Origin of the sequence: Breznakia pachnodae, from assembly GCF_030814225.1 — a bacterium.
Taxonomy (GTDB): domain Bacteria; phylum Bacillota_I; class Bacilli_A; order Erysipelotrichales; family Erysipelotrichaceae; genus Breznakia; species Breznakia pachnodae.
Map to the genome: position 1 here is coordinate 838,339 of NZ_JAUSUR010000001.1, position 13,653 is coordinate 851,991.

General features: G+C 34.6%; 17 protein-coding genes. 7 read left to right on the forward strand and 10 right to left on the reverse strand.

Going from position 1 to position 13,653, the window contains the following annotated elements; genetic code table 11:
• Positions 1 to 8: 8 nt before the first annotated feature.
• From dmpG to J2S15_RS04120, 7 genes are read right to left on the reverse strand one after another with little or no spacing between them, the layout of a single operon-like run.
• Positions 9 to 1,013, reverse strand: coding sequence for a 4-hydroxy-2-oxovalerate aldolase (dmpG, locus tag J2S15_RS04090; protein ID WP_307405727.1), 1,005 nt, complete (start codon positions 1,011 to 1,013; stop codon positions 9 to 11).
• Between the two features lies 1 nt (position 1,014).
• Positions 1,015 to 1,896 carry an acetaldehyde dehydrogenase (acetylating) gene (locus J2S15_RS04095; protein ID WP_307405729.1) on the reverse strand — a complete coding sequence of 294 codons (882 nt, stop codon included), beginning with the start codon at positions 1,894 to 1,896 and terminating at the stop codon, positions 1,015 to 1,017.
• Between the two features lie 8 nt (positions 1,897 to 1,904).
• Positions 1,905 to 2,675 carry a 2-keto-4-pentenoate hydratase gene (locus tag J2S15_RS04100; protein ID WP_307405731.1) on the reverse strand — a complete coding sequence of 257 codons (771 nt, stop codon included), beginning with the start codon at positions 2,673 to 2,675 and terminating at the stop codon, positions 1,905 to 1,907.
• Between the two features lie 4 nt (positions 2,676 to 2,679).
• Entirely contained in the window at positions 2,680 to 3,498 is an 819-nt protein-coding gene (locus J2S15_RS04105) for an alpha/beta fold hydrolase (protein ID WP_307405733.1), read from the reverse strand.
• A 55-nt stretch (positions 3,499 to 3,553) separates the two neighbouring features.
• A complete protein-coding gene (locus J2S15_RS04110; protein WP_307405734.1) occupies positions 3,554 to 4,489 on the reverse strand; it encodes a catechol 2,3-dioxygenase in 936 nt (311 codons plus the stop codon).
• Between the two features lie 12 nt (positions 4,490 to 4,501).
• Positions 4,502 to 4,783, reverse strand: coding sequence for a 2Fe-2S iron-sulfur cluster-binding protein (locus J2S15_RS04115; RefSeq protein ID WP_307405736.1), 282 nt, complete (start codon positions 4,781 to 4,783; stop codon positions 4,502 to 4,504).
• Positions 4,780 to 5,559, reverse strand: coding sequence for an IclR family transcriptional regulator (locus tag J2S15_RS04120; protein ID WP_307405739.1), 780 nt, complete (start codon positions 5,557 to 5,559; stop codon positions 4,780 to 4,782). The genes J2S15_RS04115 and J2S15_RS04120 overlap by 4 nt, the downstream gene beginning before the upstream one ends.
• A 322-nt stretch (positions 5,560 to 5,881) precedes the next feature.
• Here J2S15_RS04120 and J2S15_RS04125 point away from each other — a divergent pair, with 322 nt between their 5' ends.
• Positions 5,882 to 6,430, forward strand: a complete 549-nt coding sequence (locus J2S15_RS04125; RefSeq protein ID WP_307405741.1) for a hypothetical protein — start codon at positions 5,882 to 5,884, stop codon at positions 6,428 to 6,430.
• A gap of 41 nt (positions 6,431 to 6,471) precedes the next feature.
• Here J2S15_RS04125 and J2S15_RS04130 read toward each other — a convergent pair whose 3' ends face one another.
• Entirely contained in the window at positions 6,472 to 7,074 is a 603-nt protein-coding gene (locus J2S15_RS04130; RefSeq protein ID WP_307405742.1) for a hypothetical protein, read from the reverse strand.
• A 69-nt stretch (positions 7,075 to 7,143) separates the two neighbouring features.
• Positions 7,144 to 7,986 (reverse strand): DUF2238 domain-containing protein, encoded by an 843-nt coding sequence (locus tag J2S15_RS04135; protein ID WP_307405744.1) that lies wholly within the window; start codon positions 7,984 to 7,986, stop codon positions 7,144 to 7,146.
• 215 nt (positions 7,987 to 8,201) lie between these two features.
• Here J2S15_RS04135 and J2S15_RS04140 point away from each other — a divergent pair, with 215 nt between their 5' ends.
• The 6 genes from J2S15_RS04140 to J2S15_RS04165 all read left to right on the forward strand — a co-directional run bounded on the left by J2S15_RS04140 (position 8,202) and on the right by J2S15_RS04165 (position 13,112).
• Positions 8,202 to 8,699 (forward strand): VanZ family protein, encoded by a 498-nt coding sequence (locus J2S15_RS04140; RefSeq protein ID WP_307405746.1) that lies wholly within the window; start codon positions 8,202 to 8,204, stop codon positions 8,697 to 8,699.
• Positions 8,700 to 8,790: 91 nt separating this feature from the next.
• Complete coding sequence (locus J2S15_RS04145) at positions 8,791 to 9,963, forward strand: NAD(P)-dependent malic enzyme (RefSeq protein ID WP_307405748.1); 1,173 nt, start codon at positions 8,791 to 8,793, stop codon at positions 9,961 to 9,963.
• A complete protein-coding gene (locus J2S15_RS04150) occupies positions 9,960 to 10,808 on the forward strand; it encodes a fumarate hydratase (RefSeq protein WP_307405750.1) in 849 nt (282 codons plus the stop codon). Before J2S15_RS04145 ends, J2S15_RS04150 begins: the two co-directional genes overlap by 4 nt.
• Entirely contained in the window at positions 10,805 to 11,326 is a 522-nt protein-coding gene (locus J2S15_RS04155) for a Fe-S-containing hydro-lyase (protein WP_307405752.1), read from the forward strand. Before J2S15_RS04150 ends, J2S15_RS04155 begins: the two co-directional genes overlap by 4 nt.
• Entirely contained in the window at positions 11,319 to 12,053 is a 735-nt protein-coding gene (locus J2S15_RS04160) for a copper homeostasis protein CutC (protein WP_307405754.1), read from the forward strand. The genes J2S15_RS04155 and J2S15_RS04160 overlap by 8 nt, the downstream gene beginning before the upstream one ends.
• Positions 12,054 to 12,065: 12 nt before the next feature.
• On the forward strand, positions 12,066 to 13,112 hold the full coding sequence (locus J2S15_RS04165; RefSeq protein WP_307405756.1) for an alpha/beta fold hydrolase: 1,047 nt from the start codon (positions 12,066 to 12,068) through the stop codon (positions 13,110 to 13,112).
• 53 nt (positions 13,113 to 13,165) lie between these two features.
• Here the strand turns inward: J2S15_RS04165 and J2S15_RS04170 are convergent, their stop codons facing one another.
• Positions 13,166 to 13,564 carry a VOC family protein gene (locus J2S15_RS04170; protein WP_307405758.1) on the reverse strand — a complete coding sequence of 133 codons (399 nt, stop codon included), beginning with the start codon at positions 13,562 to 13,564 and terminating at the stop codon, positions 13,166 to 13,168.
• Between the last annotated feature and the right edge of the window lie 89 nt (positions 13,565 to 13,653).

A 13,653-nucleotide genomic window follows, 5' to 3' on the forward strand; every position in this document is an offset into this window, starting at 1 on the left:
TGAAATCCTTATTTTTTTTGTGATAGTTGATAAGCAACATCGATAATCATATCTTCCTGTCCACCTACCATTTTTCTTTTTCCTAACTCTACTAGAATATCTCTAGATTCAAGTTGGAATTTTTCTGCTGCTCGTTTTACGTGTAGGAAGAAACTTGAATATACTCCTGCATACCCTACCATCAATGAATCTTCATCAATGATTTGTGGTCGTTTCATAATTGGTGTTACAACATCTTTTGCAACATCCATTAATCCATAGAAGTCTAATCCAGAATCTAAACCTTTTAAGTCCAATACTCCAGCAAGTACTTCTAGTTGCGTATTTCCTGCTCCTGCTCCTAATCCACATAACGTACCATCCACATAGGTTGCTCCTGCTTCAATCGCTGCTAATGTATTCCCCATAGCTAATGCTAAATTGTTATGAGCATGGAATCCTACTGGTATTGATACTGCTGAGCAAACTGTCTTAATTATTTCTGAAACATTTTCTGGCAGTAAATGTCCTGCAGAATCTGCAATATTAATATAGTCAGCTCCATAACTTTCCATTAATTTTGCCTGCTCTGCAATTTCACTTGGTGTTGACATATGTGCAAGCATTAAGAATCCAACTGCTGTCATTCCTAACTCTTTCGCTGCTTCAATATGTTGTTTACTAATATCCGCTTCACTTACATGTGTCGCCACCCGCACTGCAGTTACTCCACAGTGTTCATGAACATACTTTAAATCTTCTACTGTTCCAATTCCTGGTAACAATAAGACTGTTAATTTTGCATTCCTTATTACTTTACTGGCTGCTTTTAATAGTTCCATTTCTGATGATTTCATAAATCCATAATTATAAGAGGAACCATTGATACCATCACCATGAGAGATTTCAATCAATTCAACACCACTTGCATCCAGTCCTTGTGCAATTTTGGTTACATCTTCAACACTGAATGAGTGCCCTATTGCATGACTTCCATCACGCAATGTTGTATCTACAACATGTATTTTTTTCATACTATTCTTCCCCCTTCAGCAATTCCTGTGCAATCTGTTCTGCCGCCTGAATTGCTGCAGCATTGATAATATCCAGATTTCCTGAGTAAGTAGGAAGAAAATCTCCTTGACCTTCAACTTCAACTCCAACGGTCACTTTATCTCCTTCTAAAATTGGAGGTACACGTAACTTGTATCCTGGTACATAACGTTGAATTTCTTTCACAATCTCATTAATTGACTCACTGATTGCTTCTAAAGAAACAGAAGTATCTTTAATAGTTACATAGATTGTATTTGTCATCATAATTGGTGGTTCTGCTGGATTCAATACAATGATTGCTTTTCCTTTATCCGCCCCTCCTACTTCTTCAATCGCTTTTGCTGTAGTTTCGGTAAACTCATCAATATTTGCACGAGTACCTGGCCCAGCACTTTTTGAAGAAATACATGCGACAATTTCTGCATACTTTGCTCCAGCAACACGTTCAACTGCATGAACGATTGGGATTGTTGCCTGACCTCCACATGTAACTAAATTAATATTTTTATGGTTTTGTTTCATCAGCTGATCTAAATTCACGGATGGAACCATATAAGGACCAACTGCAGCTGGCGTTAAGTCAATTGCAATCTTCCCCGCCTTTTCTAATAATGGTGCATGAGTCAAATGTGCTGGAGCACTGGTTGCATCAAATACGATTTGAATATCGTCTTTTTCAAGTACACCTTGTACACCATCCGTTGTTGTCTCAATTCCCAAGCCCTTTGCTCTTTTTATCCCTTCTGACTCTACAATACCTGCCATCATCGTCATTTCCAGGTAATCACTACGTAAAATTTTGTACATTAAATCACTTCCAATGTTACCTGGACCGATGACCGCTACTTTTATCTTTTTCATAAACTTAATTATTTGAATTCACACAACACACTTCCCAGTTGTGAGAATTTAGCTTCAAATATATCTCCTTTCTCTGCAGGCAAAGCAGCAGAAAAAGCACCAGATAATATTACTTCGCCTTTTTTCAAAGGTATACCAAACTCACTCATCTTATTAGCTAACCATGCTACACAATATGCAGGGTCGCCTAATACATCTTCTCCTTTACCAGAATTGACTTTCTTACCATTCATGTAGAAATCCATCTCTAATTTCTTTAAGTCACATACCGATGGTTCTAATCGAATTGTTCCCAGACAATAACCACCAAACGATGCATTATCAGCAACTGTATCTACAAGTTTAATTTTCCAGTCTTCAATTCTGCTGTCTACAATTTCAAGTGCTGCAACCACATATTCCGTTTTCTCCAGCACCTCTTCAACCGTTACATTTGGACCAATTAAATCTTCTTTTAGTACAAATGCAACTTCTCCCTCCACTTTTGGTTGCATGAACAGAGAACGATCAACATCATGCTTAAAATACACATCTTTAAAGATATGGCCATAATCGGGTTCACCAACACCAAACATATTCTGCATTGCAAGTGATGTAAGACCAATTTTCTTTCCAGAAATTTCTCTTCCTTCACTTACAAAACGATCAATATTCTCTAATTGAATTTGATATGCATCAACAACTGTTAATGCTTTATCTTCTGACAAAGGTTTTATGGCTTGTCTAGTTTTTTGTGCTTCATACAATTGCTTTGCTAATTCTTTATGTAAATCACTCATGATCTTACTCACTTAAAAAGTTTGCCACTACCGCATTAAACTTCTTAACTTGTTCGATTTGAGTCCAGTGTCCACAGTGACCAAAGACATGCAATTGTGCATCATCAATCAAATCAATTAACTTATAAGAATTTGATATTGGAATTACTTGATCCTCACGTCCATGAACAATTAATGTATGGTGTGGAATTTTCGCAATTTCTTCATCTGGATATGCCATAAAGTCTACCCATTCCTGTCTAGGTTCTGGGAACATTGCTGCAAATGATTCTTGGAATCCTGGTTCAATACTAGCTTCATAACGCATTGCTGCCAAATCATCAGTAGCGATTGATTTATCGTATACAAACAGATCCAACATCTTTTTCATGTTTTCAACTGATGGAGTATAACCCCATACTGCATTCAATCCTTCTGATAATTTAAAGTTCACTCCCATTGCACCCATTAGTACAACACGACGAATACGCTTAGGGTGTTCGATTGCCATTGCGATTGCAAGAGCTCCACCAAAAGAGTTTCCGACGATATCGGTTTGTTCAATTCCTAAAGCATCTAAGAAATCAACAGCTTGCTGCACCCAAGTTTTCATATTTAATTCAATTCCTTCAGGTCGATCTGTATATCCAAATCCAACCATATCTGGCGCTAACACTCTAGCCATCTTTGATAACTCAGGAATTACCAGACGCCAGTTCGCCCATGCTGAGACTCCTGGTCCTGAACCATGAACCAACAGTAAAGGAAAACCTTCTCCTTGGTCATGATAATTTGTATTATAACTTCCTGTTTTGATTGTGTTTGCTATTTCTGGTCTACTCATAATTTCCTCCTTCATTCCTGTATTAACAGAAGATAACAGTAAAACTGTTATCTCCTTATGTAATCACCTCAAGGTAATTTTCTTTCAGTTTACGGTCGTAATAGAAGATTCCTTTTCCTAATTGATCGAAATCCCATACACGAACTGGCATATCTGGATAATATGCATATCCACCTGCGAATAATTCACAACGGTTTCCAGAAGGGTCAAAGAAGTAAATTGTATATCCTCTTGTAATACCATGACGCATTGGTCCAGCATCGATCATAACATTATTGATTGTTAAGATATCAGCTGCACGTCCAACTTCTGTCCATGAGTTTAATTTAAATGCTAAGTGGTGAATCTTACCTGGTTGGTCAAATTCTAATACAGCAACATCATGAGGACGATTAGATCCTGTTAACCATGTACATGCATCTGCTTTACCATCAGGAGTTCTTGCAACTTCTGCAACACCTAATCCCATAACTTCTTTCATATAACGAACTGCTTCTGCAGAGTTAGGTCCAAATAATAACGCGTGGTCTACCATTGTAGCTCCAACACCTTTTGGTTGTTTTCCACCTGGCCAGATATCTGGGTTATGTAGATCTGGGTGGTTTTCAGCCATTTCTACTTCTGCAAATAAATCAATACGGTGACCAGTAGGAAGTTGAACTGCTAAACGTTTTCCATAACCTGGTTGGTCAGTATTTGCTTCAATAACTTCATAATCTAATCCAAATGCTTTTGTTTGTTCTTCAATTTCATCCAATGCTTTTGGACAAGAAACTTTAAATGCTAAGAAATCAAGACCTGGTTTATCTGCTAAACGAATTGTAAATGTATGATGATCAAATTCATCATAACCTTTAAAACATACTCTACCATCTTCGGTTCTACATACTTCTTCTAATCCTAAAATATCACGATAAAATTTTACTGAGTCTTCAATATTTAAAACTCGAACCTGCATCATTGATGCACGTAATACACCTTTTATTGCCATTTTTTTCTCCTATTAACGGTTTCGCATTATTGCAATCTTCATATCACTGCAAGGAGTGATACAACATGCTAATAATCGATTACTCGCTTCATCTTTCACATATTCCTTATTCATGTTCCTACAAATCTTATACGATCCTTCAAGCACTTCAATCAAGCACCTGCCACAACCACCACCAAAGCAGCCATTGATAATCTCATCAACGTTATTTCTTCGCATGGAAGCTAAGAGGGTCTCATTTTCATAACAGTTGACTATTTTATCATCTACGATGATTTGATATGTGGTTCTCACTTTCGGTATCCTAACTTTCTTGATATTTCATAAGTTGCATCCAACAGTAATTCACGATATTTTTCAATTTGTTCATCCTGCATTCGATACAACGGTCCTGAAACACTTAGGGAAAAGATAACTCGATTTGTGTGATTAAAGATTGGTGCTGATACACAGCGTAGTCCATCAACAAACTCTTGATTATCATACGCATACCCTTGTCTTCTTATTCTCTGCAATTCACTTAATAAATCTCCCTTATCAGTGATTGTAAACTCGGTATGTGGTGATAATTCATAGCCCTTCAATATTTCATCAATTTCCTGAGCGCTGCTAAATGCTAACAGAACTTTACCAACTCCTGTACAGTGAACTGGAAGTTTCGCACCTGGTGCAGTTGCGATTCTAATTGAACTATAAGCTTCCTGCTTTTCCACATATAGAACTTCACCATTACTTAGCATTGCCAGATGAACAGTTTCACCTGTTTTCTCTACCAATTTCTCCATATATGATTTCGCAATCTCTTTTTCATTCCACGTATTCGCAATCTGACTACCCAATTCAAAGAGTTGGATTCCTAATTTATAACGCCCTGTGTCTTGTTCTTGTTCTAGGTAATGAATATTTACCAAGGTTGATAACAAACCATGCAGCGTGCTCTTCGCCATACCTAACCGGTTCGACAATTCACTTAATGATAATGGTTTTCTTTCGAATGCTATTACATCAATAATCTTGCTAGCTTTCACAATTGATTTAATATCATTCTTTCCTTCTATTCTCTCCTTCATCATCAACCTCCTCTCATTACTCATTCTAAGAATTGCAATTCCTACATCCTCATTATATTGTAAGCCCTTTCAGTTGTACATAGGTTTTTTAAAATTACGAACACTTTTCGACATTATCGAACGACAATAAAAACAGTAATATTTATCTTAATTATGCTATCATAAAAAAACTAAAATCATTCCCTGAATATTCATATATTTAGGGAATGATTTTTATGATTGATAGTTGTATGGGGTTACAATTACTATTTTCCTTGCCAAGTAAACAACTTTGTTCTATAATGTGTCTTGACACTTATAAAGACACAAGGGGAGTAAGTCAATGAAAAACAATAAAATATCTCAAATGATGCTAGCAAGTATGCTATGCGCAATCGGAATTATTATTCCATTATTTTCACCAATTAAGGTTGTAATTGAACCAGCTTCATTTACACTAGCAAGTCATGTTGCTATTATGATCGCAATGTTTCTGTCACCAGGAATCACTGCGACAGTATGCATAGGAACAACAATTGGATTTTTCTTTGGTGGGTTTCCAATTACAGTTGTTGCCAGAGCAGCATCGCATTTAGTATTTGCATTAATTGGTAGCTATGCTTTAACTAAAAAACCAGATTTAATTCAAGGAAAGAAGTTTATCGCATTTACACTTGTATTATCACTAATTCACGCAGCATGTGAAGTGATTGTAGTTATGCCTTTCTTCTTCAGTGGAGCTGACACTTCTAACTTCCTATATTCAATTATTGTATTAGTAGGAGTTGGAACCGTTGTTCACAGTATGGTTGATTTCATGATTGCAAGAGCAGTCTATCAGGTCGTACCTGCGAAATATAAGGCACAAGTTCCTGCATACCAACAAGCATAGAAAAAAGTCGTTTATGAGTTATCCTCACAAACGACTTTTTTCTATGCTTCAAAATTATAAGAATATCCAATCTCATCCAAGTCTTCTTTTAGTTGGTCCCAATCCTCTAACTCTTCATTGATGTTCAAAACATCCTTTGTATTTAATTCTTTTTCATTAAACACAACATTAAGTGCATCATAATTTAATGTGTCCGTTTCATAATAATCAATAGCCCAATATAAGTAAACACGAGGATCTGTCGTATACATATTCATAAAGTCTGCATACTTTTGACTTAAGCCTTCAACATCTTCAGGATTCCAGTTACCATTCTCATCACTCCAGATACAAAAGGTTGTACCAATTGTGATAATTGGTTCTCCAAAGATAAACGATTGAAATATTGCTGGCACATCTTCTTTCAATTTACTTTTATCCATACAGCCTTCTTCACTAAGAAACCCATTGATAATACATTGATGATTTTTAAATAAAATCAATAACTCATCACCTTCACCATTTCGCATCGTAAAACATTCTTCGTTTTCAGACCAATTCTTATTATAGGAATAATAACGATATTCCCAATCCTGAGACAGGATAGCATCGAGCACCGCTAGGCTCTTACAAGTATTCTGCAAACTTTCTTTATTAGGAAGCATCTTTTTTCTCCTTATTATATATAATAGTAATTAAATTTATTATTACATAAAGAACTTCCTTTATCTATATTATTCTTCGTCCAATGTCCCACCATTGAGATAATCCATCTCCTCTGGTCGCTTCCTTGGAATAAAGCGTTTAATAAATTTACCAGTAATATATCCTTTGGCATAAAAGAAACCAAAAACAGAAAAGATAAAAGCACCTACGAAATTCACTATTAAATCATACATCGTATCAATTAATCCAATATCCACATATCCCTCGACAGTAAGCGGAATTCCATTTACCACAACACTGGTTATGTTTTCAATCGTCTCACGTTCTCCATTTGGTCCCGTTGGCAAATAAGGAACCGAAGTCAATATGGTATCTTTCTGTGTGTTCATTCCAAAAAACTGATCCATTCCAAATTCAAAGAACTCCCATAATACACCAATGGTCATTGAAAAGCTAAATGCTACAATTGCCATAAAGATTGGTGATAACTCAAACTTTACTCGATCACTCTTATTAAGTAAATCTACGAGTGAATACCCTACAGCAGCAGCTAAAAATCCATTGATTGTATGTAAAATAGTATCCCAGTACTGATAAGTATAATAGTAATCATGTATTTCACCAAGAATTTCTGCAGCGAAAATAAATAACAGAATAATGATTTCAAGTGTTGATGGCAGATACACCTTAAACTTTAATTCAATAAAACTTGGTACTATAAATAATACAAGCGTCAAAATACATAAAAATACATTTTCATAATTTCCATTTAGTATCTGCAAAATCATAACTGCGATAACTGCAAACCGAAGAACAAAATATACAATCGTTGTACTTTTGTTTTCTTTCATCGCCATCATAATTGTTCTCATATATTCACGAAAGCGAGCTATTTTTTTAGGTTTTCCCATATGAAGTTCTCCTTGATTTCTTTACTACCTTATCCCCAAATCTTGGATTTTATATAAATATTTATAAAATTACATGTATTGATTATTAAACATATTTCCTAAAATGTCCAGTAAAACCAAGGAGAAATATGATTATTAAAATTTATAATTTAAAGTTTATTAAAATTTAAGGTTCTTTTAAGTTATTGAATTTATTTTTATGATATACTACGGCTATGAAAAAACATGAAGTAAACACTACAATAAAAATTTTATTCTATATTTATATCATCTGTCTGTTTTTATTTGTCATCATCAAAATTGACAATGGACTTCATGGTATGAACATTTTCAATATATTCAATCCTAATCTATATCTGAAAGTAAACCTAACTCCATTTGAGACAATCAATGGATATACATATGAACTTGCAAATGGATTAACAATGAATGGTTTTCTTAATATTGCAGGAAATACAATCGTCTTTATTCCATTGGGATTCTTTATTGGTTATTTATATGGAAAGACGTTTATCAAGACTATTCTGATTTGTTTCTTAATATCATTATTCTTTGAAACTTTCCAATTACTTACTAATCTAGGAAGTTTTGATATTGATGATATTATCCTAAATGTCAGTAGTTGTGTTATCGGTTATTTTATCTACTATATCTTTTATTTGTTATTACTAAAACCAAGCATTAATTCAACTGCATTATCTCACAATCTATAATCATATTTTATATTTATAAGCAGAAATCAATTTAATTAGTATTTCTGCTTTTTATTTATTATAATAAATGTATTAAAAAAGGAGTTTGAATATGGACGTTTATGAACAATCATTAGCATTACACAAAGCAAAAAAAGGTAAAGTAGCAATTACCTCAAAAGTAAAAGTAGAAAATATGGAAGATTTATCGCTTGCATACACACCTGGTGTAGCACAACCTTGTAGAGAAATCGTAAAAGATCCTAAAACAGTATACGAGTATACAAGCAAAGGTAACTTAGTTGCTGTAGTAAGTGATGGAAGTGCAGTATTGGGATTAGGTAATATTGGACCAGAAGCGGCAATGCCAGTCATGGAAGGAAAAGCAATTTTATTTAAAGAATTTGCGGATATCGATGCCTTCCCTATTTGTCTGGATACACAAGATGTAGAAGAAATTATTAAAACGGTTAAGTATTTAACACCAACATTTGGCGGAATTAATTTAGAAGATATTAGTGCACCTCGTTGTTTTGAAATTGAGAAAAGATTAATTGAAGAATTGGATATCCCTGTATTTCATGATGATCAGCATGGGACTGCAATTGTGGTTAGTGCAGGGGTATTAAATGCACTAAAACTAGTTGATAAAAAACTGAAAGACGTACAGGTTGTCATCAATGGTGCTGGTAGTGCTGGAATCAGTATCTGTAAACTGTTATTAAAAATAGGAATCAAAGACATTACTTTAGTTGATATCAAGGGTGCCTTATGTACTGGTGAAGAATGGATGAATGATGCTCAAAAAGCTATGGCAGAAATTACCAATCCTCAAAAAATACGTGGTGACTTAGCTACGGTAATGAAAGATAAAGATATCTTTATTGGCGTTAGCGCACCAAACATCGTTACCTCACAAATGGTTTCAACAATGGCCGATGATGCAATTGTATTTGCAATGGCAAATCCAGTTCCTGAAATTATGCCAGATGAAGCAAAAAAAGGTGGCGCGAGAGTAGTTGCTACTGGTCGCAGTGACTTCCCTAACCAAATTAATAATGTATTGGTTTTCCCTGGAATCTTCCGTGGTGCATTGGATGCTAAAGCTACAATGATTAGTGAAGAAATGAAAGTAGCTGCTGCTAGAGCAATTGCTTCAGTTATCCATGAAGACGAATTAAGTGAAGACTATATTATTCCAAACTCTTTTAATCCAAAAGTTGCTCAGGTTGTTGCAGATGCAGTGAAAAAAATCGCTGTAGAAAGTAATCTGGTAAAACAATGAAAGAAATAAATGTTCAAATCATAACAAACAAAATTAAAGATATGGTACAGGATATCAATATTAATTATCCAAAAGATATTCGTTACCTCTTAGATCAGGCAGCAGAAAATGAAACAAATCCATTGGGCAAAGAAACACTGCAACTGCTCCAGCAAAATGCTGATATTGCTTCTCAAGAACAAATTCCTGTTTGTCAGGATACCGGAATGGTAATTGTATTTATTAATATTGGTCAGGAAGTACATCTTGTTGGTGGAGACTTAAATGAAGCAATTAACGAAGGTGTGCGTCTTGGATATGAAGAAGGTTACTTACGTAAATCAATTGTAGATGATCCAATCTATGAACGAATCAATACAAAGGATAATACACCGTGTGTAATCTATACATCGATTATAGAAGGTGACCGTATTGAGTTAGAAGTAAGTACCAAAGGATTTGGTAGTGAAAATATGTCTACCCTGACAATGTTGAAGCCAGCTCAGGGAGAACAAGGTGTAGTTGATGCAGTTATTAATGCAATTAAGAATGCTGGTCCAAATGCATGTCCACCAATGGTGGTAGGTGTTGGAATTGGTGGTAGTTTTGATTATGCTGCAGTACTAGCAAAGAAAGCTACACTTCGTGATGCAACACTACCAAATCAAAATCCAAAGTATGCTCAATTAGAAAAGAAATTATTAAATGAAGCAAATAAATTAAATATTGGTCCACAAGGTTTCAAAGGTGATACAACTGCACTTGCAGTTAATGTAGAATATTTCCCAACCCACATTGCTGGTTTACCAGTTGCTGTTAATATCTCTTGCCATATTACACGTCATGCCAAGGAGGTAATCTCATGAGAAAAGTTACTACACCACTCACAAAAGAAGTATGCGATACCTTTACATGTGGTGAAGTCATCTACTTAAGTGGAATTATCTATACTGCAAGAGATGCAGCACATAAACGCTTATGTGAAATGTTAGATCGAAATGAGCCATTACCTATGGACTTAAAAGATATTACGATTTATTATGTAGGTCCTACACCAACTCCTCCAGGTAAAATATTTGGAAGTGCTGGTCCAACAACCAGTTCAAGAATGGATGCCTATGCTCCTCGATTATATGACTTAGGAGTAAAAGCTACCATTGGAAAAGGTTATAGAAGTACACAAGTAAAAGATGCAATTACCAACAATCATGCCGTTTATTTTGTAGCAATTGGTGGTGCTGGGGCGCTTTTAGGAAAATGTGTAAAGAAAGCAGAGTTAATTGCTTTTGAAGATTTAGGTGCAGAAGCCATTCAACGTTTGGAAGTAGAAGACCTTCCATTAACTGTTGCAATCGACTCGAAAGGAGTGATGCTGTATGAATAATTTATTAGAAGTATGTTGTGGTAGTTTTGAAGATGCACTACAAGCAGATAAAGCTCATGCGCAACGAATTGAATTAAATAGTGCATTATACCTTGGAGGTTTAACACCTTCTCTAGGAAGCCTAATTAAGACTAAAACACTCACAAATATCAAAACGGTTTGTATGGTACGTCCTCGTGCTGGTGGATTTTGTTATTCTAATGATGATATTGAAGTAATGTTTACAGATGCTATCTTACTTCTTGAAAATGGAGCTGATGGTCTTGCCTTTGGATTTCTGAATGAAGATTCAACTATCAAATACGATCTTACAAAGAAAATGATTGATTTAATCCACTCTTACCAAAAAGAAGCAGTCTTTCATCGAGCAATTGATGTCAGTAAAAACTATGAAGAATCAATTAAAGCATTAATTGAATTAGGGTGTGATCGAATCTTAACAAGCGGCTCTTATGCTACTGTAAATGAAGGTAAAGACATTATGAAGTCTGCTTATGAAACTTATGGCAGTAAAATTGAGTTTGTGATGGGTTCTGGAGTTAATGAAAACAATGCACAACAACTGATTGATTATACTGGTATTCACCAAGTACATTCTTCATGCAAAGGATTCAAAGAAGATCCAACAACAAGTAACCAACATGTTAGTTATCAGTATTTGGACTCTAATAACTATGAAGTTGTTGATATTGATAAAGTAAAAGCAATTTTAAATGCAATAAAATAATTGGTATCTATTATGATAATTATATTTTTAGAATCAATTTTTGGTCTTATGATAATGATTTTTACGATTTATTTTATTCTTACTCGATATAAAGACCCCTATCATAAAAAAGTGATAAAAGCTGGATTTAAGGAATACCAAGTACAAATTGGTAAAGTAAACTTCAACTATGCAGAAGGGCCAAATAATGGACCTGCACTATTGCTTCTGCATGCACAACATATGGATTGGTACAGCTATAGTCGTGTATTACCTAAGCTATCTAAATCATTTCATATATTTGCTGTTGATTATCATGGTCATGGAAAAACAAGTGCTCCTTCAGACTATATGAATGCTAATCAGATTGGCAATGACCTTGTAAAATTTATTCAATATGTCATTCAAAAACCTGTATATGTTAGTGGTAATTCATCTGGTGGTGTGTTAACTGCCTGGCTTGCTACTAATGCTCCAGAACTAGTAAATGGAATTGTATTGGAAGATCCTGCATTATTATCAAGTGAATATCCAAGAATTTTGGACACTATTGCAGATAAATCTTTCTCAGTCTGTTCTGATTTTATCCAAGATCATACGAAACATGATTTTCTGCTTTATTGGATTGAACAATGTAAGAATTTTTTTAAGGAACGTATTGGTTTTAATGTAGCTCCACTGCTAGCAAATACAATTAAAATTTATCGCAGACACAATTTGAATCGAGGATTAGAAATCATCTATTTACCTGTTATGGTTCGTTTAATGATACGAGGAATGAATTATTATGACCCACATTTTGGTGCTGCATTTCATGACGGAAGTTGGAATAAAAGTTTTAACCATAGTAAAACATTATCTAAAATCAAATGTCCCTCATTATTGTTACATGCTAATTTTAAAATACAGAGCAATGGCATTCTTAATGGAGCAATTGATCAGGAAGAAGCAAATCAAATTATTGATTTAATTCCAAATTCAAGTTATCTGCGTATCGACTCACAACATGTAGTTCATATTGATAAATCAGATCAGTATATTGAAATAGTAACAAGGTTTTTCAACGAAAAGAAAATCTAATCATAAACAAGGAGGGTATCTCATTATCGAGATACCCTCCTTATTTATTCATGTTAGACTGCCATCCAAGAAGGTTCTAATGTATTACCATCAAGATCCTGAACTTCTAGTCCATACATTTGCTCTTCTGGAATTCCCATCTCTACATGATGGTAGTTTCCACCGTTGGCTTTAGCATTTTCTCCAAAGTCTTTAACTGCCTGTGCATTCTCCAAACTAAATGCAATTAATGCACCACTTGTCTTTTGAACATCAGCAATTGTTTTACCACTAAGAAATTTTTGATAAAACTCATGATTTAGCAGCATAATCCAAAAATGATCATCCCACACCATTGCACTCGCATCATCATTTGAAAATTCCTTGTTTTGCTTAAATCCCAACTTTTGATAGAACTCAGTAGACTTTTCAACATTTGCTACTGGAAAATTAACAAATACCATAGTATTCATAGTAAAACTCCTTTCCTTTATAATTAGTATAGTTTCCCACCAGGAGTAAGAATTGTCAATGATTATACCCATTAGAAATAACACTTAAA